The organism is Terrabacter sp. FW104-15G4B (assembly GCF_058790095.1).
This window is the reverse complement of sequence record NZ_JBYTCI010000002.1, coordinates 203,080-226,529: the sequence shown is the minus strand read 5'-3', so window position 1 is coordinate 226,529 and position 23,450 is coordinate 203,080. Positions and strand designations below refer to the sequence as shown.

Here is a 23,450-nt window from a genome sequence, read left to right as displayed (position 1 = left end):
GTCGCCCTCAGTCCCGTTCGCCGAGAATGATCCGTGCCAGCACGGTGAGCGGCACCCCGGCGCGCGCGGCGGCATACCGGAGCCTGCGGCCCGCCTCGTCCGGCGTCACGTCGTGCGCCGCGGCCAACACCCCGACGGCTCGCCCCACCAGCGTGAGGGCGTCGAGACGTCGAGGTGCGTCGAGCGCCGCGAGGCGGGTGCTGAAGGACAGGTCCGCGTTCGTCACCGCGCCGGGCGACCAGGCGCCGAACAGCTCCGCCAACCGCTCGTGCAGCCCGTCGAAGCTGTCGGCGCGCGAACCGTACAGGTTGACGCCCGCCGTGACGGGCGCGGTGTCCAGCCGCGTGCCGACGCCCGACTCCGCATCGCGGGCTGGGTCACTCCTGTCGGCGACCTCGGCGCCGGGCCGGCCCTCGCCGAGGATCGGCAGGGACAGCGTGCTGCGGACCCCGGCTGCGGCTGCCGCCTGCGCGAAGAGCTGCCAACGCCGCTCGTCGAGCAGGCCGGCCCCCTCCGCTGCGAGCACCTGCCCCTCCTCGACCGCCGTCACGCACGGACCGCCGTCGGCGTACTGCACGGCGTCCAGCGCCGCGACGGCGTCGGACGAGGCGACGTAGGTCAGCGTGATGCCTTCGGCGAGGACCGTCACGCTGAGCCCGGCGAGGCTGGGGACCAGCTTCTGTGCCTGTGCGGCCAGGGTCCCGAGCTCGCCGTAGATCCCGGTGTCCTCGAACTGTGACAGGTCGAGCAGCGCGCGTCGTGTCTCCGGGATCGGCTCCATGCCAGACGGTTACCCCGTATGCCACCACGCGACGCCGGTAGGAGCGCGCAGTCAGGGATCGGGTGGCGTCGTCCCGTCGTCGAGGATCCCGTCGGCGGCCCCGGTCTCGACGAGGTCGGCAGCCAGTTCGTAGAGCTTGCGGTTGGTGTGCTGGCTGGCGTCGCGCAGCTTCTCGAAGGCGGCGTCCTGGGTCATTTTGTGACGTTCCATGAGGATGCCCAGCGCCATCCCGATGCTACGGCTGGTGCGCAGCGCGGCCTCGAGGTTCACGGCCTGGTCCTCGGCGCGAGCGGACTCGATGGCGATCACCGCGTGGTCGCTGATGACCTGCGCGCGCTCGACCGCATCGAGGGGGAAGGCCTCGGGCCGGGCTGCATAGAGCGTCATGACCCCCACCCTCTCGTTGTGGAGGTGCAACGGCAGGGACAGTACCGAGCGCACGTCCGTCTGGGCGAGCATCCGTTGGGCGTAGGCGTCGAACTGCTGCTCGCGGGTGAGGTCGGGACAGGCGACGATGCGGTCCTGGTCGAAGGCGGCGATGCCGGGGCTGCTGCCGGCAGCGGCGGCGATCGTGCCGATGCGCACCGCCAGCTCCTCGTCGTTCGAAGCCGCCAGCCGGGCCGGGCGCTGGGTGAGCTCATCGGTCACGGCCACGGCCGCCCAGTCGCACGGCACGCTCCGGACGGCGGTCAACACCACACCACGCACGGTGGGAAGCACGCCCGGTGTCTCGGCGAGGAACCGGGCGAGCTGCGCGAAGTCAGCCGCGGATGACGGCTGGTCGTGCGAGCCGGTCATCCTCATATTCTGGCAGCGAGGCGCCCTGAAAGCACCCGGTCATCGCGCTGCACCCAGGGCCAGAGCGCACTGGTCGAGCACGTCCTCGACGCTCACGTCGTCGACGAAGGACACGGCGTGCTGGCACCGGCCGTCCAGCTGCCGCAGTCCGCACACCGGGCAGTCGATCGTGAAGGAGAGGGCTGCACGGTGCGCGCCCCCCACCAGTGGCCCGAAGGCCATCAGGTTGCCGATCCAGAAGATGCCGACGGTCGGGGCTCCTGCTGCGATTGCGAGGTGCCGGGGGCCGGAGTCGTTGCCGACGAAGAGGGAGCTGCGTGAGGCGAGACCGAGCATCGCGCCGAGGGAGAGGTCCTCGGTGAGGTCGACCGTCCCGGAGCCGATCCGCTGCACCAGCTCTGCAGCGGCAGCCCGGTCACGCTCCGTGCCGACGATGACGACGTACGCGCCCAGGGTGCGCCTGAGCTCCAGAGCGACCGTCGCGAACTTGGCCGCCGGCCAGCAGCGCCGCGGGTCCCGCGCACCGGCATGGAGCACGACGAACGGGCCGTCGCCGTCCCACGCCACGCGGCTGTCCGCCAGGTCCGTCTCCGTCACGACCACCGACGGCACGAGTCGCTCGGTCCCGAGAGCGGTCTGGGCGCCCGCCAGCTCGGCCACCTCCAGCCAGCGGAGCACCTCCGGGCGACCGTCGACGTACGGCAGGCAGCGGGTCAGCGGCTCGGCTCCCGGCGTCCACGGCCCCACGCTGAACCGGGGTTCGAGGGCACGCACGACAGCGTTGCTCTCCGCGCCGCCGCCGTGCATCTGGACCACGAGGTCGTACCGGCCTCGGTGCTGCGCCATGAACTGGGCTGTGCCCGAACTCGTCTCGCCGTCGAGACGGCATATGCCCTCGTTCCTGGGAACGCTCACGGCGCCGTCCCACGGGCCGGGGCGACCCTCGAGGAAGGCCGGGTGCCAGACGTCACCCAGCACGGTGATCGCAGACCGGGGGTATGCCGTCCGCAGCGCTTCGAGGGCAGGCACCCTCACGAGGAAGTCGCCGATGCCGGATGCCGTGAGCACGGCGATGCTGCCCACGCCGTCGAACGGCGGCCAGCCCTGCTCGCCTGGAGTGTCCTCGGTGGCCCGACCCTGCATCGCGCCGGCCTCCTGGCGGTTCGCTCGACCCCCGGCCAGGCCCCTCGCCGCCGGGCTGGACCCGCTCCTACCCGGGAGCACCCATGCCAAACCGCGCATCCGGCGTAGGCGGCGGCGTCAGGCTCGGCGGCCGCGGACCCAGTCCTCCAAGGTGCCCTCCACCCTGCCCTGCATGACCAGCGCCCACACGAGCACGGCGGCGGCGAACCCCCCGACGGGCGCGATCGCGGCCACGCCGTCGCGGACGGCGGCGAAGCCGGTGCCGTCCGTGGGACGTCGGAAGCGCATCCTGGGGGAGTCGAGCACCACGGCGCGGGCCGCTGCCGGGATCTCCTCGATCGTCGCCGGGCGCGCCCGGGCCGTGGAGAGGCGCATCTGCAGCGCCCGCAGGCGGACCAGCCCGCCGGCGGTCGTGCCGACCGCCGCAGCTGCAAGGACGACAGCAGCACCCAGAGCGGCGTCGGTCTCGGGAAGCGGCCAGCATCGGGCCACGCCGGCGGCGCCCGCGGCCAGCAGGAGCGCGACGGCGAAGGGCCAGCTGGCGCGCCACCAGACTGCGTCGTGCCGGAGCCGCTCCTGCTCGTAGAAGCGGGCAGCCCACTCCCGGACGGCGAAGACGGGGAAGTCGGTTCCAGCTCGCGCCCCGGAGGCCTCGATCGTCACCGGCGCCGCTGGTGCGATGCCCACCGCCCGTCGTTCCTCGCGCATCCCGACCCCTGTCCGTTATGACACTTTCGTCACTTCCAGCCTATCGACGTGGAGCGGTCGTCCGTCGACGCCGAGAACGAAAGGCACCCAGCCATCAGACGCGGCACACGGCGTCGCTGGGTATGGTCCGAGCGTCAACGACTTCGCAGGAGGACCGCATGAGCCTGAACCGACCGGTCGCCCCCAATCCGTACGACCTGCTCCCCGCCGTGGCGTCGTTCACGGTGACGAGCGACGACGTCACCGACGGAGAGCCACTGAAGGACGACCAGGTCGCCGCGAAGGGCAACACGTCGCCGCAGCTGTCGTGGACGGGGGCACCCGAGGGCACGCAGAGCTACGTCGTGACGTGCTTCGACCCCGACGCGCCGACACCGTCCGGCTTCTGGCACTGGGTGCTCGTCGACCTTCCTGCCGATCTCACCTCCGTCGACACTGGAGCGGCCTCGGCACCCCTGCCCGGCAACGCCTTTCACGTACGCAATGACGGCGGCGAGCAGGGCTTCATGGGGGCCGCGCCCCCCGAAGGCGACATGCCGCACCGCTACTTCTTCGTCGTCCATGCCGTCTCCGAGCCGTCGCTCGGCGTCGACGACTCCGCGTCACCAGCAGCCGTGTCGTTCAACCTGGCCTTCAAGACGCTGGCGCGCGCCGTCATCCACGGCACCTACCAGCACTGACTCGTCGGCACGCGCCGACGAATGACGTATGCCGGGTCGCCCGCGGGGCGACCCGGCATACGTCTCGATCAGGCGACGTGCCCTACCTCGGGCCTCAGGCGCTCATCAGCTCCGAGGAGTCGAGGTGCTCGCGCAGCTCGGCCAGCACCCGCCGCAGCAGCCGGCTGACCTGCATGGCGCTGAGGCCCAGCGTCTGGGCGATCTCGGCCTGGGTCATGTCGTGCGCGAAGCGCAGCTCGATGATCTCCTGCTCCTGCGGGGTCAGCCGCTTGATCGCCGTGCGCACCACGATGCCGTCGTCGAGGCCGGGGTCGGACTGGTGGTCGGCGCGGGCGTCGACGAGGTCGAGCACCGGGCGACCGCCTTCGGTGGTCGTGGCGTCGAGCGAGGCCGGTCGCAGGTTGGTCGAGGCGACCTGCGCCTCCCTGACCTGGTCGAGGGTGAGGTCGAGGGCCTGCGCCAGCTCTTCCTGGTCCGGCTCGTGCCCGAGCTGCTGCTCGAGGCGCGTGCGGGTGTCGGTGACGAGCTGCCGCCGCTCCTGCAGGCCGCGCGGCGGCCGGACGAGCCAGCCGTGGTCGCGGAAGTGGCGGCGCAGCTCGCCCGTGATCGTCGGGGTGGCGTACGCGCCGAACTCGGTCGCCTGATCGAGGTCGAAACGACGAATCGCCTTGAGCAGCGCGAGGAAGGCGACCTGCTCGAGGTCCTCGCGGTCGAGTCCCTTGCCGGCGTAGCGGTGGGCGAGGGAGCGCGCCAGCGGCATGTGCAGCCGGGTCACGGCCTCCAGTGCCTCCGAGCGCTCGGCCTCGGACTCCGAGGTGCGGTGGGTGGCGATGAGCTCACGGGTGCGGGCGTCCTTGCGAGGACCGCGCGAAGGGTCGGTCATGTCGTCTCCATCCAGAGAGGGTGGCGGCGCTTTCTTGACCGACAACGAGAACCCTAGACAAACAATCAACATTGCACAAGCCCTCGACATGCCGAAAGGTCCGCGCCAGCCGCTCGGGTCCCAGGCACCCGGACGCTGCCGGCCTGTGCGAGGGTGGCCAGATGCGTGTGGCGTTGATGGTGACCTGCATCAACGACGCGATGTTCCCGGACGCCGGCAAGGCCGTGGTGCGCCTCCTGCGCCGACTGGGCGTCGACGTCGACTTCCCTGCGGCACAGACGTGCTGCGGCCAGCCGATGGTCAACACCGGCTACCTCGACGAGGCCGTGCCGGTGGTGCGCACCTTCGTCCGCGCGTTCGAGGGCTACGACGCCATCGTCTCGCCGTCCGGCTCGTGCGTCGGCTCAGCCCGCCACCAGCAGGCCCTCGTCGCCCGCCGATCCGGTGACCCGGGTCTCGCGGCCGCCGTCGCCGAGGTGTCCCCGCGGGTCCACGAGCTGTCCGAGTTCCTGGTCGACGTCCTCGGCGTCGAAGACGTCGGCGCCTCGTTCCCGCACTCGGTGACCTACCACCCGACGTGCCACTCCCTGCGGATGCTCGGCGTCGGCGACCGGCCCGAGCGGCTGCTCCGCGCCGTCCGCGGCCTGCGGCTGCTCGACCTCCCGCGCGCCGAGGAGTGCTGCGGCTTCGGCGGGACCTTCGCACTCAAGAACGCCGACACGTCCGTGGCCATGGGCGCCGACAAGGCGCGGCACGTGCGCGAGTCCGGGGCGGAGGTGCTCGTCGCCGGCGACAGCTCCTGCCTCATGCACATCGGCGGCATGCTGACCCGGCAGCACGCCGGGATCCGCGTCATGCACCTCGCGGAGGTCCTCGCCTCCACCGAGGGCCCGGCCCAGACGGAGGTCCCCTAATGAGCCGCACCTTCGTCGGTATGCCGCCGTTCCCCACCGCCGCACGCGCTGCCCTCGCCGACACCCAGCTGCGCAGCAACCTCGCCCACGCCACGACGACGATCCGGGCCAAGCGGGCCGCCGTCGTAGCGGAGGTCGAGGACTGGGAGGCGCTGCGGGTGCGGGCCGCGGCGGTCAAGGACGACGTCCTGCTCCACCTCGACGAGCACCTCCTCCGCCTCGAGCAGTCCCTGACCGAGCGTGGTGCCGTCGTGCACTGGGCCCGCACTGCACAGGAGGCGTCCGACGTGGTGGCCGAGGTGGCCCGCGCCCACGGCGTCGACGAGGTCGTGAAGGTCAAGTCGATGGCGACCCAGGAGATCGACCTCAACGGCCACCTTGCAGCGCAGGGGATCTCGGCCTGGGAGACCGATCTCGCCGAGCTCATCGTGCAGCTCGGTGACGACCTGCCGAGCCACATCCTCGTTCCCGCCATCCACCGCAACCGCGCGGAGATCCGCGCGATCTTCGAGCGCGAGATGGCGCGCGTGGGGCGTGCCGCGCCCGCCGACCTCACCGACGACCCCGCCCGTCTGGCAGAGGCCGCCCGGCTGCACCTGCGCGAGAAGTTCCTCCGCGCCAAGGTCGGCGTCAGCGGCGCCAACTTCGCCGTCGCCGACTCCGGCACCCTCGTCGTCGTCGAGTCCGAGGGCAACGGCCGCATGTGCCTGACCCTGCCCGAGGTCCTCGTGTCTGTCGTCGGCATCGAGAAGGTCGTGCCGACGTGGGACGACCTCGACGTCTTCCTGACGCTGCTGCCGCGGTCGTCCACCGGCGAGCGGATGAACCCCTACACCTCGACGTGGTCCGGGGTGACGCCCGGCGACGGTCCCCAGGAGGTCCACGTCGTCCTGCTCGACAACGGACGCACCCGCGCGCTCGCCGACGAGGTCGGTCGACAGGCGCTGCGCTGCATCCGGTGCTCGGCCTGCCTCAACGTGTGCCCGGTCTACGAGCGCACGGGGGGTCACGCTTACGGCTCGGTCTATCCCGGGCCGATCGGCGCCATCCTCAACCCGCTCCTCAGGGGCGTCGGTCACGACCCGCAGACCGACTCGCTGCCCTACGCGTCGTCCCTCTGCGGCGCCTGCTTCGAGGCGTGCCCGGTGCTCATCGACATCCCCAGCGTCCTGGTCGACCTGCGCGCTCAGGTCGTCGACAGCCACCGCTCGGGTGTGCCCGGTCCCGAGGCCCTGGCGATGCGTGCGGCTGCGGCCACCTTCGGCTCGGGTGCGCGGCTCGGCGCCGCCGAGCGCGTCGCGGGTCTCGCCGGACGCGCGTTCGCCGCGCTCACCTCCCGCGGCGGCGGCGCGCGTCGAGCGGGGGAGCGCCGCCTGCTCGGCCGGTTGCCGGGACCCGGCGCGGCGTGGACCGACGCCCGTGACCTCCCGGTGCCGCCCGCCGAGTCCTTCCGCGCCTGGTGGAAGCGCACCGACGGAGGCAGGCGATGAGCGCCCGCGACGAGATCCTCGGCGCGGTCCGCGACGCCATCGCGTCGGCCCGACGCCCCGTCGTCGTCCCCTCGCTCGACCGGCCCCAGCGGGACGGCGACGTCGACCTCTTCGCCCAGCGGGTCGCCGACTACCGCGCCACCGTCGTGCGCTGCGCACCCGACGGCGCCGACGCCGCCATCGCCGCGGCGCTGCCCGAGGGCGCCTCCGTCGTCGCCCCGGACGGTTTGCCGTACGCCGTCCCGGGCGCCGTCCCCGACGACGGGCTGACTGCGACCGACCTGGACACGACCACGGCGGTGGTCACCACCGCGACGGTCGCGATCGCGACCACAGGGACGATCATGCTCTCGCACGGGCCGGGGGAGGGGCGACGAGTGCTGACGCTCGTGCCCGACCTCCACGTCTGCGTCGTCCGCGCCGACCAGGTCGTCGACGACGTCCCGGCCGCTGTCGCCCGGCTCGACCCGACCCGCCCGACGACGTGGATCAGCGGTCCGTCGGCGACGAGCGACATCGAGCTCAGCCGTGTCGAGGGCGTCCACGGCCCCCGCACGTTGCACGTCGTCATCGTCAGCTGACACACGGCATACGCGGTCCTGCAGGCGCCCTCAGGCGATGCGAGTGAGCTTGTAGTGCAGGCGAACTGCGGTGGCTGACCACATGCGCAGCTCGTGGTCGGTGCGCAGCACCCCTTCGCGATCCACGTAGACGCGGAAGCGCTCGTGGATCGGTGCCCGGGCCGCGTGGTCGCGTTGCGCGCCCGTCACGACGACGTAGGCACCGTCCGTGCCGAAGGCGCCCCGGGGAGAGTCGAGCTGCAACGAGCCGTCGGGGAGCACGGTCGGCCGGAGGAACACCTGCACGTTGCCCGCCTCGAGCGGGAACGTCACGTGCACGCTCGCGCGGTCGGCGCCCGGCAGCACCCGGCTCGCGTAGCAGCCGCTGTAGACGAACTCGCCCGTGGAGCGCAGGGAGCGGATCCACCCGGCGGCCCGTTGGCCACCGCTGTCGTCCGTGATGACGGCGACCCGGCTGTCCATCCCGTGCGCGACGTCCATGGGTCGCATCGGCAGGGCCAGCTGCTGCACGCGGCGGCCGAAGAAGCGGGAGACGAGCTCGCCTCCGGGTTGGAAGGCGGCCGTCCACTGCGTCCACACCTCCATCCGCCACCGGGACGTGTGCTCGTAGAAGTCCCGCACGTCGGGATGCAGGGCGGCGGCGCGGAAGCCGGGCCCGTCGAGGACGGCCAGGTCAGGGAGCAGGCCGGCATCCTCGACGTCCTCGCGCACCTGTCCACCCCACCGGCCGGCCGCGCTCGCCAGCCAGGCGTCGCCGATCACGGCGCCGTCGTGCACGGGCGCATCGAGCCAGGCGTGCGCGCCGGCGAGCTCGACGCGGCGTCCGGTCGTGCGCCAGAAGGTGCGGGAGACGCGGTCGAGACGGGGCATGAGTGAGCTCACCAGCGCAGCCTGCCAGACCCGTCCCGTGGGTGCCGGGGCTAGCCTTCTGGAATGAGTGAGAGCGACCACCGCGCCCACAGGCGGCCCGCCTTCTTCACCGAGTCCGCACTGGAGGCCCACGGTCCTGTCTACGACCCGACGGAGCAGATCCACGTCGCACACGAGACAGCGCTGGCGCTGGTGCACGCCGGTCGGGCGGCGGCCGACCCGGCCGTGACGCAGAAGCTCGTCGCGCTGGTCGACGACATCGGCCTCTCGACCCTCGCCGAGCTGTGGTCGCAGCGACCCGCCCGCTCGCTCCCGGGTGCCCTGTGGCGCCTCTACGTGCTGCGTGAGTGGGTCAAGCGCGGGCCCGAGGAGGCCAGCCGGGAGTATGCCGCGGGCATCCGGTTCACCGGTCCGAACCACGCCGTGGCGGGCGCCGCCGAGCCACCGGGGCCCCAGGAGATGGGCCGCGTCATCGACGAGGTCCTGCGTGGGGTCTTCGAGGGCGACCTCGCCGTGGCCCTCGAACGGGCTGCGGCGTTCTGCCGTGTCGTCTCCGCCGGCCGCGCCGACACGTCGTCGGGCGACGAGGCTGCCGAGCAGGCGGCCAACGTCTTGGTCATGGCCGAGGACCTCACGATCTGTGCGCGCCTGTGGCGCGACGGCGCGCTCGACTGAGGTCGTTCCCTGGTCACCGTGGTCTTCGGGTCGCCGTCGTCGGCTTCACGCGCGCCCTGCCCCTTGCGCTGACGGGTCTTTGGTGATCCGTTGGAACGGCTTTATCCTTGTGTGCGCGTCGGGTCGTGGTAGCCCCGGGTCCCAAATTCAGCCGCTACGAGCGGCCCTGTGCCGAGAGGCGCTCCCGACCCGACGCACCTACTTCGGGATCGGCAGCCGGTCCCGGCGGCGGCGCGGTGGCCGTCGCTCGAGCGGGCGGCCCGTCCGTCGCCAAGCCCTTCGAGCCCTGCCACACGCACAGGCTCACGTGGTCGCGCATGTCCGTCTCCGCGGAGAAACGCGCCCGCCGTGCGGCGCTGGTGAAGCCGCAGGCGTCACAGCGCCCGATGACGAAGCTGCCCTGCTCGACGATGGTCCAGCCGTCGGCAGAGCCCGATCCCGTGTGGAGGGGCATGGCCCAATGATGCACCGCGACTGGCGGCGGCACAGCGATACAAGTCGGGACCATGCCTGCGCGAGTGGGCTGCAGGCCCTTAGATTGGAGTCATGACACCGGAGGAGGAGCGGTCTGGAGACCTGCTCGACGTGGCACTCGCCGACGAGATCGAGCTCGTGAGCGACCTGGTGGTCGCCGCCTCGTCCAGCGGGCGCCACTTCACTCCCGAGGAGGTCGACCAGCTCCTCGGCATCGGCGGCACGCCTTCGGGCACGTCCGACGCCGCGGGGAGGACTCCGTCCGAGGCTCCGGTCGAGGATCGCGACCCGGCCCATTGAGGACTGCGCACGTGAAGGGCCGGTGGACGCTCGGTTGCGCCGCAGTGACCACCAACCCGTAGCATCTTCCCCGGACCAGACCCCGATCGACCGGAGCATCCCCGTGGGTTTTCGCCTGACACCCCAGGACACGAGCTTTTTCTCCCTCTTCACCTCCACCGCGCAGCTTCTCGTCGAGGCGACGCGGGAGCTGACCCGCTTCCTCGAGGTGGAGCCCGCCGAGCGTCAGGCAGTGGCTGACCGGCTGAAGGACCTCGAGCACGCCGCCGACGACGCGACGCACGAGCTCCTCAACAAGGTCAACAGCTCGTTCATCACCCCCTTCGACCGCGAGGACATCTACGGTCTGGCCGCGTCGCTCGACGACTGCATGGACCTCATCGAGGAGACCGCCGACCTGATCGTGCTCTACCGCATGGGTGAGATCCCCGAGGGCCTGGCCGAGCAGTTCGAGATCCTCGCCCGCATGGCCGAGGTGACGGCGGAAGCCATGCCGCGGCTGCGCACGATGAAGGACCTCAAGAGCTACTGGATCGAGATCAACCGTCTCGAGAACCAGGCCGACTCGCTCCACCGCAAGATGGTGGCCAGCCTCTTCAACAACTCGCCCGACCCGGTCAACCTGATCAAGGTCAAGTCCATCGTCGACGGCTTCGAGAACGCCGCTGACGCGTTCGAGAAGGTGGCCCACGTCGTCGAGGGCATCGCGGTCAAGGAGTCCTGACCCGACGATGGAATCAACACCTGCCCTGTTCGTGGGGGTCGTCGTCGTCGTCACGCTCGCGATGGGCTTCAACTACACCAACGGCTTCCACGACGCGGCCAACGCCATCGCGACCTCGATCTCGACGCGGGCCCTGACGCCCCGAGTCGCGCTCGCGATGGCCGCGATCGCGAACCTGTTCGGAGCCTTCTTCGGCGGCAAGGTCGCTGCGACGATCGGCTCCGGCATCATCGAGGCTCCGACCGGTGTCAACGGGCTGTGGCTCGTCGCCGCGGCCCTGGTCGGCGCCACCGGCTGGAACCTCATCACCTGGTGGTTCGGCCTGCCGTCATCGTCCTCGCAGGCCCTCATCGGCGGTCTGGCCGGTGCGGCGCTGGCGGCGGGCGTCGTCGTGCAGTGGGGGGTGATCTGGACGAAGGTGGTCATCCCCATGCTGCTCTCGCCGGTCTTCGGTCTCACCATCGGCTACCTGGTGATGCTCGCCATCCTATGGGCCTTCCGCCACTCCAACCCGGGCCGCGTCACCCGCGGCTTCCGGCTGGCGCAGACGGCGTCGGCGGCCGCCATGGCGTTCGGCCACGGTCTGCAGGACGCCGCCAAGACGGCGGGAGTCATCGTCCTCGCCCTCAACATCGCCGGGTACCACCAGGGCTCCACCATCCCGATCTGGGTCCTGCTGCTGTCGGCCATCGTCATCTCGGCCGGGACGTATGCCGGAGGGTGGCGCATCATGCGTACGCTCGGTCGCCGCATCATCGACCTCACCCCGCCGCAGGGCTTCGCCGCCGAGACCACCGCAGCCTCGATCCTCTACGTCGCGGGACTGGCCTTCGGTGCCCCGATCTCGACGACGCACACGATCACCTCGGCGATCATGGGTGTCGGCGCGACCAAGCGGCTCTCGGCCGTCCGCTGGAGCGTGGCCGGCAACATCGTCGGCGCCTGGGTCATGACCTTCCCCGGCGCGGCCCTCGTCGCCGCCGCCACCTGGTTCGTCACCGGGATCTTCCGCTGACCACAGCCATACGGCATACGCGAAGTGCCCACTCGACCTCGAGGTCGGGTGGGCACTTTGCCGTGTGGAGGACTCAGCCGAAGCGGCCGGAGATGTAGTCCTCCGTCGCCTGCTCCGAGGGGTTGTTGAAGATCCGGGTCGTGTCGTCGATCTCGACGAGCCGGCCCGGCTCACCGGTCGCCTTGAGGTTGAAGAAGGCCGTCCGGTCCGAGACACGGGCCGCCTGCTGCATGTTGTGGGTCACGATCACGATCGTGAAGTCGTTCTTCAGCTCGTTGATGAGGTCCTCGATCGCGAGCGTCGAGATCGGGTCGAGCGCCGAGCACGGCTCGTCCATGAGCAGCACCTGCGGCTGCACGGCGATGGCCCGGGCGATGCACAGCCGCTGCTGCTGCCCACCGGAGAGGCCGGCACCAGGCTTGTTCAACCGGTCCTTGACCTCGGTCCAGAGGTTCGCGCCCTGGAGCGACTGCTCGACGATGCCGTCGAGGGTCTTCTTGTTCTTCACGCCGTTGAGCCGCAGGCCCGCGGCGACGTTGTCGTAGATCGACATCGTCGGGAAGGGGTTGGGCCGCTGGAAGACCATGCCGATGGTGCGGCGCACGGTCACGGGGTCCATCGAGCTGGCGTAGAGGTCCTGGTCGTCGAGCATGACCTTGCCCTCGACGCGGCCGCCGGGGATCACCTCGTGCATCCGGTTCAGGGTCCGTAGGAAGGTCGACTTCCCGCAGCCCGAGGGGCCGATGAACGCCGTGACGGACCGGGGCTCGACCGTCATCGAGACGCCTTCGACGGCCTTGAAGGCGCCGTAGTAGACGTTGAGGTCGGTGACGTCGATTCGCTTTGCCATCGTTTCAGATTCGCTTTCTCTTACTTCTTGACCGAGCCGAAGTGCGCGATGACCCGGCCGATGACGTTGAGCAGCAGGACGAGCAGGATCAGGGTGAGGGCTGCGCCCCACATGCGCTCGGCTGCCGTCGAGAGGGCGAAGTCCCCGCGGTCCTGGTTGATCATCATGGGCAGCGTGGGGAAGTTGCCGTTGAACAGGTCGCGCTGGAAGTTCTTCGTGTAGGGCGCGAGGATCAGCAGGGGCGCCGTCTCGCCCATCACACGGGCGATGCCCAGCAGCACGCCGGTGACGATGCCCGAGAAGGCCGTACGCAGCACGACCTTGACGACCGTGACCCACTTCGGCACGCCGAGGGCGTATGCCGCCTCGCGCAGCTCGTTGGGCACGAGCTTCAACATCTCCTCGGTGGAGCGCACGACGACGGGGATCATCAGCAGTACCAGCGCCAGCGCAGCGGCCAAGCCGGACCGGCCGAGCCCGAAGGTCGTGACCCACACGGCGTAGATGAACAGGGCCGCCACGATCGACGGGACGCCGGAGAGGATGTCGACGGTGAAGCTGATCGCCCGCGCGAGCCGGCCGCGGCCGTACTCGACGAGGTAGACGGCCGTCAGGATGCCGACCGGGACCGCGATGAGGGCGGTGAACCCGACCATCTGGAGAGTGCCCTCGATGGCGTGGCGGGCGCCGCCGCCGAAGTCGTCGGAGTTGATGTTGCGCTGGTTGCCGGTCCACCAGGTCATGGTCGTCAGCATGTGGAAGCCCTTGGCGACCACCGTTCCGAGGATCCACACGAGCGGCACCATCGCCAGCGCGAAGGCGGCCCACATGACCACCTTGACCACGACGTCCTTGACGCCGCGGGCCCGGTGCGGGTGGTTCATCTCGGAGAGCGCCTCACGCCCCGACCGGCCGCCGGGCGGTGTCGAGGGGTCCCCGGGCAGGATCGGCTCGGGGAGGCGTCGGTCGGTGGTCACGGTCATTCGGTGAAGGCCTTCCTGCGCTCGATGACGACGCGGGCGATGCTGTTGACCACGAAGGTCAGCACGAAGAGCACGAGACCGGCCGCGATGTAGGCACCGGTCTTGTTGGGGTTGCTGAACTCGGCCGCGTTGTTGGCGATCTTCGAGGCGAAGGTCTCGCCGCCATTGAACAGCGACCACGTCCACGGGCTGTTGTCGGACAGCGCCGACACGAGGAAGGTCACGGCGATCGTCTCGCCGAGGGCGCGACCGAGCGCGAGCATCGAGGCGGAGATGACACCCGGCCGGCCGAAGGGGAGCACGGCCGTGCGGATCATCTCCCACTGGGTGGCGCCGAGCGCGAGGGCGCCCTCCTTGTGGGCGAGCGGCGTCTGGTCGAACACCTCGCGCGAGAGGGCGGTCACGATCGGCAGGACCATGATGGCGAGCACGATGCCGATGAAGCAGATGGTGCCGCCGCTGATGCCGGTCGGGGCGAAGAACGGGAACCAGCCGAGCTTGTCCTCGATCCAGCCCTGCGCCGGCTTGAAGACCGGGGCGAAGGCGATGAGGCCCCAGAGACCGTAGACGATCGAGGGCACGGCGGCCAGCAGGTCGACGAGACCGGCAGCCGGGCGGCGCATCCAGGTCGGCGCGTACTGGGTGATGAACAGGGCCACCGCGACGCCGACCGGGACCGCGACGAGCATCGCGATGGTCGAGGCGGTCACGGTGGTCCAGAGGAACTCGAGGATGCCGAAGGCCGGCTTGTCGCCGCCCGGCGCCCAGACCCGGCTGGTGAAGAAGCCCGCCGAGTTGTCCATGAGCGCAGGCACGGCCTGCATGACGAGGAAGACGGCGATCAGGGTGACCAGGGCGATGACGAGGATGCCCGACACCGTGGCGGCTCCGCCGAAGAGGCGGTCGCCGAACCGGCCGGTGGACGCCTGGTCCGCCTGCAGTGGCTTCTGGCCGTCTGGTCCCGGGGTCTGGTCCGCGGCGGACACGCCCGTCAATGTCGACACGTGGAGGCCTCCTCCTTCGATGACGTGGTACTGGCGCAGGGGCGGACGCCGTCTGTGGCGCCCACCCCTGCGTGGACCCAGCCGGATCGCTCCGGCCGGGTCAGGCGGTTCAGGAGATCGCGTCCACCGCGGCCTGGACCTTGGTCGCCACCTCGGTCGGCAGCGGCGCGTAGCCCTTGGCCCCGAGGTCCTTCTGCACCTCGTCCGAGGCGAAGGTCTTGAGGAAGCTCTTGACCTTCTTGCCCGTCTCGGCGTCGGCGTACTTCGAGCAGACGACCTCGTAGGTCACCAGGACGATCGGGTAGGCCCCGGCCTCCTTGGTGGCGTAGTCGATCTTGAGCGCGAGGTTGTTGCCGGAGCCGGTCTGCTTGGCCGTGGCGATCGTCTTGCCGGCCGACTCGGCGGTCAGCTCGACGGGGCCGGAGCCCGTGTCGACCTGGGCCATGGGCAGCTGGTTCTGCTGGGCGTAGGAGAGCTCGACGTAGGTGATGCCGCCGTCCTGGCCCTTCGTCGCGGTGGCGACGCCGGCGGACTTCTCCTTGCCCTCGCCCTTGCCGGTCCACTTCTTGCCGGTCTCGTAGGACCAGGCGTCGGGGGCGGCGGCCTTGAGGTACTTGGTGAAGTTCTCGGTGGTGCCCGACTCGTCGGAGCGGAAGAACACCTTGATCGGCGTCGACGGCAGCGTCACGCCCTTGTTGAGCGCAGCGATCGCCGGGTCGTTCCAGGTGGTGATCTTGCCGTCGAAGATCTTGGCGGCGACCTCGGCGTTGAGCACGAGCTTGTCGACGCCCTTGACGTTGTAGGCGATCGCGATCGGGCCCGTGACCATGGGCAGGTTCCACGCCTCGGAGCCGCAGGCGGCCTTGGCGTCGTCGGCCTCGACCTTGCCGTCCTTCGGCTCGGTCCTGAGCGACGAGTCCGAGCCGGCGAAGTCGACCTGCGTGGCGATGAACTGCTTGATGCCGGCACCCGAGCCCGTGGGCTGGTAGTCGATGTTGGCGTCGGCGCACTTCGTCTGGTACGCCGCGATGGCCTCGTCGATGGCGTTCTTCTGGGCCGAGGAGCCCTCGGCCTTCAGGTCGCCGCTGAAGCAGTCACCGGCGGCGGTCGACCCGGCGGAGGCCCCGTCCGCGGCGGGTGCGGCGCTGGTGTTCTCGGACGCGCAGGCCGAGAGCGCCAGGGCGCCGGACAGGGCGATGGCGCCGAATGCGCCGATACGCGAAACTGACACGAGTGTGGTCCCTCTCGATGAGGTGGTGCGGGTGGCTCGGTCATTCCGACCGAGGTGCGTGGACTTCATCCACCGCGAAGATAAGACCGCCGGATGACCAGCCGCCCACGTGCGGTTAACGCGGGGTGAACGCACGGCGACGACTTGGGGAGGGGTCTGACCTGGGGTGCGCGGACGCGCGGATCGACGCACGATGGAGGGTTCGAGAGCCACCTCGACGAGTCGCGACTGACGGCCTCGACGACTGGCGTCGGCCCCTGCTCCGGCGGCCCGAACGGTCAGCTGTCGATGCGTTCGACGTCCACGACGCGCGCGTCCTCGCCGCGTCCGACGACATGGCAGACCAGCACCTCGCCCTTGCCCATCGGCTCGGCGCCGGCCGCCCGCAGCTGCTCCGCGACGCCGGGTCGTTCAGGGGACGGCGCGACTCGTGGGTGGAGCAGCGCCAGCAGGGTCGGCAGCACCGGCCCGTGGCTGCAGAGGGCGGCCGGGTCCCCGCGCTCGAGGAGCCGCTGCACCTGGGCGACGGCGTCGACCTCGCTCTCGGCGAAGCCCTCCTCGGACAGGGCGTCACGGGTGCGCAGGCGCAGTCCGCGGGCGACGGCATACGGCTCCAGCGTCGCGACGCAGCGGGTGGAGGACGAGGACACCAGTCGCGTCACCCCGTACGCCCCGAGCACCGCGGCGACGGTCGTGGACTGGGCACGGCCCACGGCGTCCAGCGGGCGGCGGCGGTCGTCGCCGCCCCACTTGCCGCGCGGCGTCGCCTTGGAGTGCCGCACGAGGGCAAGCGGCCAGGTCCGAAGCTCGTCGGCGCGTTCGGCGCGGACCAGGGCGAGCAGCTGCTCACGGTCGCGGGCGTAGTCGAGCCGGTCGTGCGCCGTGCGGACGTCGACCCAGGCCACCTCGTCGATCTCGTGCTCGAGCGCGCCGGTGCCGCCCGTGACCCGCGCGGCCCAGTAGTGCACCTGCTTCGTCGCGGGGCCACCGGTCGAGTCGAGCACGGGGTACTCCGCCGACGGCAGCGGCACCCCCAGGCGCACGACCAGCCCCGTCTCCTCGAAGGTCTCGCGGGCAGCGGCCACGCACGGGCGCTCGCCGGGGTCGAGCTTGCCCTTGGCCCAGGACCAGTCGTCGTACTTGGGACGGTGCACGAGGGCGACCTCGAGACGTCCGTCGCGACGTCGCCATGGCAGCGTGCCGGCGGCGGGGATCACAGAGGCCACGCGCGCCAGTCTGCCCGATGGCGGTCGCGCGGTCCTCCCGACACCCAACCTGCCCGTATGCCGGTCAGCCGGGCAGGTCGGTCGGGCGGCGACAGACGTGCTGCGGCGTGCCGGTGGGGCGGCCTGACCACGTCGGGAACTCTCAGTCGAGGCAGAACTCGTTGCCCTCGACGTCCTGCATCACCAGGCACGACTCGTTGAAGCCATCGGCAACCAGCAGGCGCACGCGTGCCGCGCCGAGGGGGAGCAGTCTCTCGCACTCCGCCTCGAGTGCCTCCAGGCGCTCCTCGCCCACGAGCCCGGTGGCGACCCGCACGTCGAGGTGCAGCCGGTTCTTGACGACCTTGCCCTCGGGCACGCGCTGGAAGAACAGCCGCGGGCCCACCCCTGACGGGTCGACGCACGCGAACGCCGAACCCTGGCGCTCGGGCGGCAGTGAGTGGTCGAAGTCGCCCCACGTGGCGAACCCCGGCGGTGGTGGCGGCACGACGTAGCCCAGCACCTCGCACCAGAAGCGGGCGACCCGCTCGGGCTGGGCGCAGTCGAAGGTGACCTGGACCTGCCTGACCGACGTCATGGGCCCACCCTAGGTGCGAGTTCCAGCCGTGTCCCGCCGTGCTCAGCGCCGGCGGGCCTTGCGGCGTCGCTTGTCGTGGCGCTCGATGAGCTTCTCCTGGAGATCGTCGAGCGGCTCGCTCGAGTCGGAGAGGTGGTGGCGCACCCACCGGCCGTCGGAGCCGAGGTCCCAGCGCGACGTCGTGTCGGCGAAGGCCAGGTCGATGAGGTCGGCGAGCTCGACGATGTGCGCCGGCTCGGCGATGCGCACCAGCGCCTCGACGCGGCGGTCGAGGTTGCGGTGCATCATGTCGGCGCTGCCGATGTAGACCTGGGGGTCGCCGCCGTGGTCGAACCAGAAGACTCGGGAGTGCTCGAGGAAGCGCCCGAGGATGGAGCGGACGCGGATGTTCTCGGAGAGACCCTCGACGCCGGGTCGTAGCGCGCAGATGCCGCGCACCCACACATCGACCCGGACCCCCGCGATGCTGGCCCGGTAGAGCGCGTCGATGAGGGCCTCGTCGACGATGGAGTTGGCCTTGAGCACGATGCGCCCGGGGGGCGCGTTCTCGTGCCGGGACTCGTGGATGTCGATCTCCTCGTCGATGAGGTCGATCAGCCCCGAGCGCACCGACCGAGGGGCGACCAGGAGGCGCTTGAACTTGCTCCGCGGGGCGAAGCCGGAGAGCAGGTTGAACAGGCGCGAGAGGTCCTCACCGACCTGCGGGTCGGTGGTGAACAGGCCGAAGTCCTCGTAGACACGTGCCGTCTTGGGGTTGTAGTTGCCCGTGCCGATGTGGCAGTAGCGCACCAGGCCCTCGGACTCCTGGCGCACGACGAGGCACAGCTTGGCGTGGGTCTTGAGGCCGACGACGCCGTAGACGACGTGGACCCCGGCCTCCTCGAGCTGGCGGGCCCACGAGATGTTGTTGACCTCGTCGAAGCGCGCCTTGATCTCCACGACGGCGAGAACCTGCTTGCCGGCCTCCGCGGCGTCGATGAGGGCGTCGATGATGGGGGAGTCGCCGGAGGTGCGGTAGAGCGTCTGCTTGATCGCCAGCACCTTCGGGTCGTTCGCGGCCTGCTCGATGAAGGCCTGCACCGACGTCGAGAACGAGTTGTAGGGGTGCTGCACCAGGACGTCCTTCTGACGCACGGCCGCGAGCAGGTCGATGGCCTTGGCGCTCTCGGTTGGGGCGAAGTCCGGGTGGGTGCGCGGGAAGAACTTGGGGAACTCGAGGTCGGATCGGTCCACGTCGGCGACGGTGAACAGGCCACGCAGGTCCAGCGGCGTCGGCAGCATGTAGATCTCGCGGTCGCTGATCTGCAGCTCCCGGGCCAGCATGTCGAGGACCTTGGGGTCGATGTCGTCCTCGACCTCCAGGCGGATCGGCGGCCCGAAGCGCCGGCGGGTCAGCTCCTTCTCGAGGGCGGTCAGGAGGTTCTCGGCGTCGTCCTCCTCGACCTCGAGGTCCTCGTTGCGGGTGACCCGGAAGCTGAAGTGCTCCTGCACGAGCATCCCGGGGAAGAGCTGGTCGAGGTGGCTGGCGATGACGTCCTCGAGCGGCACGAACCGCTTGCGCTCGACCTCGGCGTCGATGTCCTCCTCGACGAGGATGAAACGCGGCAGGCTCGGCGGCACCTTGACCCGAGCGAAGTGCTCGGTGCCGGTCTTCGGGTTCTGCAGCAGCACGGCGAGGTTGAGCGACAGGCCCGAGATGTAGGGGAACGGGTGCGCCGGGTCGACGGCCAGCGGCGTCAGCACCGGGAAGACGCGGTCGGCGAAGAAGTAGTGCAGGGGCTCCCGGTCGTCCTCGTCGAGGTCGTCCCAGCGGACGATCGTGATGCCCTCGTCCTCCAGCGACGGGCGCACGTCGTGCTGGAAGACGGAGGCGTGCTGCTGCATCAGCTCGTGGGCCAGGCGGGCCACGCGCTCGATGAGCTCTCGGGGCTCGAGGCCCGCAGCCGTGCGCACGGCGAGCCCGGTCGCGATACGGCGCTTGAGGCCGGCCACCCGCACCATGAAGTACTCGTCGAGGTTGTTGGCGAAGATCGCGAGGAAACGGGTGCGCTCGAGCAGTGGCACAGCCGGGTCCATGGCCAGCTGCAGCACCCGCTCGTTGAACTGCAGCCAGGACAGCTCCCGCTCGAGGTACCGGTCGACCGGCAGGTCGGCCGCGCCCTCCTGGCGGGGCCCGACGAAGCGGCCGTTGGGAGCCCGTTGGGGGATGCGTCGCGTCGGCACGGTGCTCGTGAACGAGCTGATCTCGGCGGCCTCGCTCGCGGGTTCCTCGGCCGCAGGGCCCACCGTCACGGCCGTCGAGGCCCTCGCCGCGTCCTGGGATGCGGCCGGGTCGGGGCCGTCCTCGTGGAGGCCAGGGGGAGTGAGGCTGCCGGTGCTCATGCGCCCATCGTGACACCGATGAGCGACCCGAGGGTGAACTCGTCTCAGTCGACCGGGGGCAGCTGCGAGTTCGACGTGTCGACCGACGTTCTGGCCCGGGCGAACTGGCGATGCACCTCGAGGTCCTCGAAGCCCAGTGCCGTGTAGGTCCGCACGGCGGCGACGTTGTCCTCGTCGACGTAGAGCACGACGCGCCGCAGCCCGAGGGAGCGCAGGTGGTCGAGGCCGAGCACGGTGACCGCCCGGCCGAGACCCTGGCCCTGGCGGTCGGGTGAGACTGCCACGACGTAGACCTCGCCGACCTCACCACCGGGCGGGTCGACCTTGGTCCAGTGTGAGGCGGCGAGCACGTCGGGACGGTCCGCCTCCACGACGAGGATGAGACCGGCCGGGTCCCACCACGGCTCGCGCATCCGCTGGTCGAGGTCGCTCCGACCCATCGAACCCTGCTCCGGGTGGTGTGCGAAGGCCGCGGCGTTGAGGGCCAGCCAGGCGTCCTCGTCACGTCCGGGCTCGAAGGAGCGGACGGCATACCGCTCGTCGAGGGCCGCCTCCGGCCAGGCGGGGCCGGTCTGCAGGTCGCGGCCCATGACGTGGAGCGAGCGCACGGGCTCGAGCCCGTTCGCGGCGGCGAAGGCCGAGGCCGCCTGGGCCGCGGCGCCGCTCGCGTGGCTCCAGAGGCGTATGCCGTCCGGCAGGCTCGCGAGCAGGGCGCGGCCCGCGCCGCGTCGCCGGTCGCCGGGCGCGACGACGAGCTCACCGGAGGGCGGCCCGTCACCCGTCCGGACCTGCGCATAGCCGACGATCTCGCCGTCCGGCCCGATGGCGAGGAGGTGGTCGACGCCCTCGTGCTGCCGGTCGCGCAGAGAGAGGCGGAACTGCTCCGACAGCGGCTCGGAGCCGTCGGCCTCTGCGGCCCGGGCCGCCAGCTCGAGGGCGGCGGCGGACTCGCCGGGAGTGAGCGGGTGGGTCGAATCGCGTCGGGCGACCGTCGGGCTCGGCATACCGAGATTCCACCACAGGGCCCTTCTGGGGGCTCCCCGTCGTCGGTGTTCCCCGCTAGGGTCCGGGCAGGGCAGGGGGCCCTGCACACCAGGCGCGAGACCGGGCACGTCCCGTCCTCCGGCGCCTCCGGCAATTCACCACATAGTTACGCAGCGCGCCCCTTTCGGGCACCCGCGGGCACTAGCCTCGCGTGGGGTGCCGATGGGCACGCGATCCACACCGCTGACAAGGGGAACACATGTCCCGTACCACCCGCCGCATCACGGGCGTCGCCGTCGCAGGGATCTGCGCCGCGGCCCTCGCGGCACCCGCGCTCGCCGCACCCACCGCGAGCCCTGACACGAGCAAGGCTCCCGGCAAGACGCAGTTCCCGATCCAGATCCTGTCGTTCAACGACTTCCACGGGAACCTCGAGACCCCGTCCGGGTCGAGCGGCACGCTGCAGACCGGCCCGACGAAGACCGACACCACCGCGGTCGGCGGCGTCGAGTACCTCGCGACCCACCTCAAGCAGGCCCGCGTCGGCCATCCCAACAGCGTCACCGTCGCGGCCGGCGACATGGTCGGGGCCTCCCCGCTGCTGTCCGCGGCCTTCCACGACGAGCCGACCGTCGAGGCTCTCAACAACCTCGGCCTCGAGGCCACGTCCGTAGGCAACCACGAGTTCGACGAGGGCTACAAGGAGCTCCAGCGCCTGCAGAACGGCGGCTGCATCGACGACGGCGCCGGCGCCAACAACCAGAACTCCTGCCCCGCCGGCACCTTCACCGGTGCGAGGTTCCAGTACCTCGCGGCCAACGTCGTCGAGAAGGCGACCGGCAAGACGATCCTGCCGCCCTACTGGGTCAAGAACTTCGACGGGGCCAAGATCGGCTTCATCGGCATGACGCTCAAGGAGACGCCGTCCATCGTCACGGCATCCGGCGTCGCGGGCCTCCAGTTCAACGACGAGGTCAAGACCGCCAACGCCCTCGTCCCGGTCCTCAAGGCCCAGGGCGTCAACGCCATCGTCGTCCTCGTGCACCAGGGCGGCACCCCTCCGGCCAACACGCCGTACGACTACACGTGCAAGGGCGGCGGCTCGCTGTCGGCCGACTCGCCGATCGTCCCGATCGTCAAGAACCTCGACCCGGCCATCGACATGGTGATCTCGGGCCACACGCACCAGCCCTACGTGTGCGCCATCCCGGACTCCAACGGCGTCCCGCGCCTCGTCACGTCGGCGTCGTCCTTCGGGCGGCTCTACAACGACACCGAGGTCACCTACGACCGTCGCACCTCCGACATCGTCCGTCCGACCGAGGCCGACTCCGTCAACAACCTCGTGACGCGGACCGTCACCCCGGACGAGGCCCAGACGAAGCTTCTCGCGAAGTACAAGGAGCTCGTCAAGGCGATCGCGAGCAAGATCATTGGCACGATCTCGGCGGACATCGTGCGCACGCAGAACGCAGCCGGGGAGTCCCCGCTGGGTGACCTCATCGCCGACGCCCAGCTGGCCGACCCGTCGGTCGTCACCGGCGGCCAGACGCCGGTCGCGGCCTTCATGAACCCCGGGGGCATCCGCACGGACCTCACGTACGCGAACTCCAAGTACGCCGAGGCGCCCGGCGCTGTCACCTACGAGGAGGCGTTCAACGTCCAGCCGTTCAACAACTACCTCGTGTCGATGAACCTCACGGGTCAGCAGATCTACGACGTCCTCAACGCGCAGCGGACCGGGTCGAACTCCGGCTCGAACGCCAAGATGTTGCAGGTCAACAAGGGCTTCACCTACACCTGGAGCACGGCCACGCAGAAGGTGGTCGACGGGACTGTCGCAATCAACGGCACGCCGGTCGACAAGGCTGCCTCGTACCGCATCGTCACGAACAACTTCCTGTCGGACGGCGGCGACAACTTCCCCGCCTTCCAGGGTGGCACCGGCAAGTACTTCGGTGGGCTCGACATCGACGCCTTCGCGAACTACCTCGCCAAGCCGGAGAACGCGAACTACGCGCCGGCCCCGGCCACGCGCATCACCGTGGTTCCCTGACGCGGCGAGACCTCGAAGCGGCCCGTCCCCGACCCGGGGGCGCTGTCGACGGGGACGGACGCGCCCCCGCCCCCCCCCGGGGGGGGGGCCCGCTTCACGTTCCCTCCCAGAGAGGGCCGTC

General features: G+C 70.8%; 24 protein-coding genes. 9 read left to right on the top strand and 15 right to left on the bottom strand.

Annotated features, from left to right (window positions below):
* Window positions 1–7 precede the first annotated feature (7 nt).
* From AC3WRT_RS02935 to AC3WRT_RS02920, 4 genes are all read right to left on the bottom strand, one after another.
* Entirely contained in the window at window positions 8–781 is a 774-nt protein-coding gene (locus tag AC3WRT_RS02935) for an ANTAR domain-containing protein (RefSeq protein WP_492718920.1), read from the bottom strand.
* A gap of 51 nt (window positions 782–832) precedes the next feature.
* Entirely contained in the window at window positions 833–1,579 is a 747-nt protein-coding gene (locus AC3WRT_RS02930) for a GAF and ANTAR domain-containing protein (protein WP_492718918.1), read from the bottom strand.
* A 39-nt stretch (window positions 1,580–1,618) separates the two neighbouring features.
* On the bottom strand, window positions 1,619–2,722 hold the full coding sequence (locus tag AC3WRT_RS02925) for a glycosyltransferase family 9 protein (protein ID WP_492718916.1): 1,104 nt from the start codon (window positions 2,720–2,722) through the stop codon (window positions 1,619–1,621).
* Between the two features lie 117 nt (window positions 2,723–2,839).
* A complete protein-coding gene (locus AC3WRT_RS02920; protein ID WP_492718914.1) occupies window positions 2,840–3,409 on the bottom strand; it encodes a hypothetical protein in 570 nt (189 codons plus the stop codon).
* A 179-nt stretch (window positions 3,410–3,588) separates the two neighbouring features.
* Here AC3WRT_RS02920 and AC3WRT_RS02915 point away from each other — a divergent pair, with 179 nt between their 5' ends.
* Window positions 3,589–4,110, top strand: coding sequence for a YbhB/YbcL family Raf kinase inhibitor-like protein (locus AC3WRT_RS02915; RefSeq protein WP_492718912.1), 522 nt, complete (start codon window positions 3,589–3,591; stop codon window positions 4,108–4,110).
* A 94-nt stretch (window positions 4,111–4,204) separates the two neighbouring features.
* On the opposite strand, the gene AC3WRT_RS02910 is transcribed toward AC3WRT_RS02915, so the two are convergent.
* Window positions 4,205–4,993: a sigma-70 family RNA polymerase sigma factor gene (locus AC3WRT_RS02910; protein WP_492718910.1), complete on the bottom strand. Its 789-nt coding sequence runs from the start codon at window positions 4,991–4,993 to the stop codon at window positions 4,205–4,207.
* Window positions 4,994–5,154: 161 nt separating this feature from the next.
* Between AC3WRT_RS02910 and AC3WRT_RS02905 the strand changes: the two genes are divergently transcribed.
* The 3 genes from AC3WRT_RS02905 to AC3WRT_RS02895 are packed head-to-tail and all read left to right on the top strand — an operon-like array spanning window position 5,155 to window position 7,978.
* Window positions 5,155–5,907 carry a (Fe-S)-binding protein gene (locus tag AC3WRT_RS02905; RefSeq protein ID WP_492718908.1) on the top strand — a complete coding sequence of 251 codons (753 nt, stop codon included), beginning with the start codon at window positions 5,155–5,157 and terminating at the stop codon, window positions 5,905–5,907.
* The gene (locus AC3WRT_RS02900) at window positions 5,907–7,397 is read left to right on the top strand and encodes a lactate utilization protein B (RefSeq protein ID WP_492718906.1); all 1,491 of its coding nucleotides are present in this window, start codon (window positions 5,907–5,909) and stop codon (window positions 7,395–7,397) included. Before AC3WRT_RS02905 ends, AC3WRT_RS02900 begins: the two co-directional genes overlap by 1 nt.
* Entirely contained in the window at window positions 7,394–7,978 is a 585-nt protein-coding gene (locus AC3WRT_RS02895) for a LutC/YkgG family protein (protein ID WP_492718904.1), read from the top strand. The genes AC3WRT_RS02900 and AC3WRT_RS02895 overlap by 4 nt, the downstream gene beginning before the upstream one ends.
* A 30-nt stretch (window positions 7,979–8,008) precedes the next feature.
* On the opposite strand, the gene AC3WRT_RS02890 is transcribed toward AC3WRT_RS02895, so the two are convergent.
* Complete coding sequence (locus AC3WRT_RS02890) at window positions 8,009–8,860, bottom strand: hypothetical protein (RefSeq protein WP_492718902.1); 852 nt, start codon at window positions 8,858–8,860, stop codon at window positions 8,009–8,011.
* A gap of 51 nt (window positions 8,861–8,911) precedes the next feature.
* Here AC3WRT_RS02890 and AC3WRT_RS02885 point away from each other — a divergent pair, with 51 nt between their 5' ends.
* Window positions 8,912–9,523: a hypothetical protein gene (locus AC3WRT_RS02885; RefSeq protein ID WP_492718900.1), complete on the top strand. Its 612-nt coding sequence runs from the start codon at window positions 8,912–8,914 to the stop codon at window positions 9,521–9,523.
* A gap of 154 nt (window positions 9,524–9,677) precedes the next feature.
* Here AC3WRT_RS02885 and AC3WRT_RS02880 read toward each other — a convergent pair whose 3' ends face one another.
* A complete protein-coding gene (locus AC3WRT_RS02880) occupies window positions 9,678–9,977 on the bottom strand; it encodes a hypothetical protein (RefSeq protein WP_492718897.1) in 300 nt (99 codons plus the stop codon).
* A gap of 92 nt (window positions 9,978–10,069) precedes the next feature.
* Here AC3WRT_RS02880 and AC3WRT_RS02875 point away from each other — a divergent pair, with 92 nt between their 5' ends.
* The 3 genes from AC3WRT_RS02875 (at window position 10,070) to AC3WRT_RS02865 (ending at window position 12,036) form a co-directional block, all read left to right on the top strand.
* Window positions 10,070–10,297, top strand: a complete 228-nt coding sequence (locus tag AC3WRT_RS02875; protein WP_492718894.1) for a hypothetical protein — start codon at window positions 10,070–10,072, stop codon at window positions 10,295–10,297.
* A gap of 103 nt (window positions 10,298–10,400) precedes the next feature.
* Entirely contained in the window at window positions 10,401–11,021 is a 621-nt protein-coding gene (locus AC3WRT_RS02870) for a DUF47 domain-containing protein (protein ID WP_492718892.1), read from the top strand.
* Window positions 11,022–11,028: 7 nt separating this feature from the next.
* Entirely contained in the window at window positions 11,029–12,036 is a 1,008-nt protein-coding gene (locus AC3WRT_RS02865; protein ID WP_492718890.1) for an inorganic phosphate transporter, read from the top strand.
* A 73-nt stretch (window positions 12,037–12,109) separates the two neighbouring features.
* Here the strand turns inward: AC3WRT_RS02865 and pstB are convergent, their stop codons facing one another.
* The 8 genes from pstB to mshD all read right to left on the bottom strand — a co-directional run bounded on the left by pstB (window position 12,110) and on the right by mshD (window position 21,293).
* Entirely contained in the window at window positions 12,110–12,886 is a 777-nt protein-coding gene (gene pstB, locus AC3WRT_RS02860) for a phosphate ABC transporter ATP-binding protein PstB (protein WP_492718887.1), read from the bottom strand.
* A 20-nt stretch (window positions 12,887–12,906) separates the two neighbouring features.
* On the bottom strand, window positions 12,907–13,869 hold the full coding sequence (pstA, locus tag AC3WRT_RS02855; protein WP_492718884.1) for a phosphate ABC transporter permease PstA: 963 nt from the start codon (window positions 13,867–13,869) through the stop codon (window positions 12,907–12,909).
* The gene (pstC, locus tag AC3WRT_RS02850) at window positions 13,866–14,873 is read right to left on the bottom strand and encodes a phosphate ABC transporter permease subunit PstC (protein ID WP_492718882.1); all 1,008 of its coding nucleotides are present in this window, start codon (window positions 14,871–14,873) and stop codon (window positions 13,866–13,868) included. Before pstC ends, pstA begins: the two co-directional genes overlap by 4 nt.
* 109 nt (window positions 14,874–14,982) lie before the next feature.
* Window positions 14,983–16,104, bottom strand: coding sequence for a phosphate ABC transporter substrate-binding protein PstS (pstS, locus tag AC3WRT_RS02845; RefSeq protein WP_492718879.1), 1,122 nt, complete (start codon window positions 16,102–16,104; stop codon window positions 14,983–14,985).
* A 278-nt stretch (window positions 16,105–16,382) separates the two neighbouring features.
* Window positions 16,383–17,330: an NUDIX hydrolase gene (locus AC3WRT_RS02840; RefSeq protein WP_492718877.1), complete on the bottom strand. Its 948-nt coding sequence runs from the start codon at window positions 17,328–17,330 to the stop codon at window positions 16,383–16,385.
* Between the two features lie 142 nt (window positions 17,331–17,472).
* On the bottom strand, window positions 17,473–17,907 hold the full coding sequence (locus tag AC3WRT_RS02835) for a VOC family protein (RefSeq protein WP_492718874.1): 435 nt from the start codon (window positions 17,905–17,907) through the stop codon (window positions 17,473–17,475).
* A 42-nt stretch (window positions 17,908–17,949) separates the two neighbouring features.
* Window positions 17,950–20,289, bottom strand: a complete 2,340-nt coding sequence (locus AC3WRT_RS02830; RefSeq protein ID WP_492718872.1) for an RNA degradosome polyphosphate kinase — start codon at window positions 20,287–20,289, stop codon at window positions 17,950–17,952.
* 44 nt (window positions 20,290–20,333) lie between these two features.
* Window positions 20,334–21,293, bottom strand: coding sequence for a mycothiol synthase (gene mshD, locus AC3WRT_RS02825; RefSeq protein ID WP_492718870.1), 960 nt, complete (start codon window positions 21,291–21,293; stop codon window positions 20,334–20,336).
* A gap of 239 nt (window positions 21,294–21,532) precedes the next feature.
* On the opposite strand from mshD, the gene AC3WRT_RS02820 reads away from it, so the two are divergent.
* Window positions 21,533–23,329, top strand: a complete 1,797-nt coding sequence (locus AC3WRT_RS02820) for a bifunctional metallophosphatase/5'-nucleotidase (RefSeq protein ID WP_492718868.1) — start codon at window positions 21,533–21,535, stop codon at window positions 23,327–23,329.
* The last annotated feature ends 121 nt before the right edge of the window (window positions 23,330–23,450 follow it).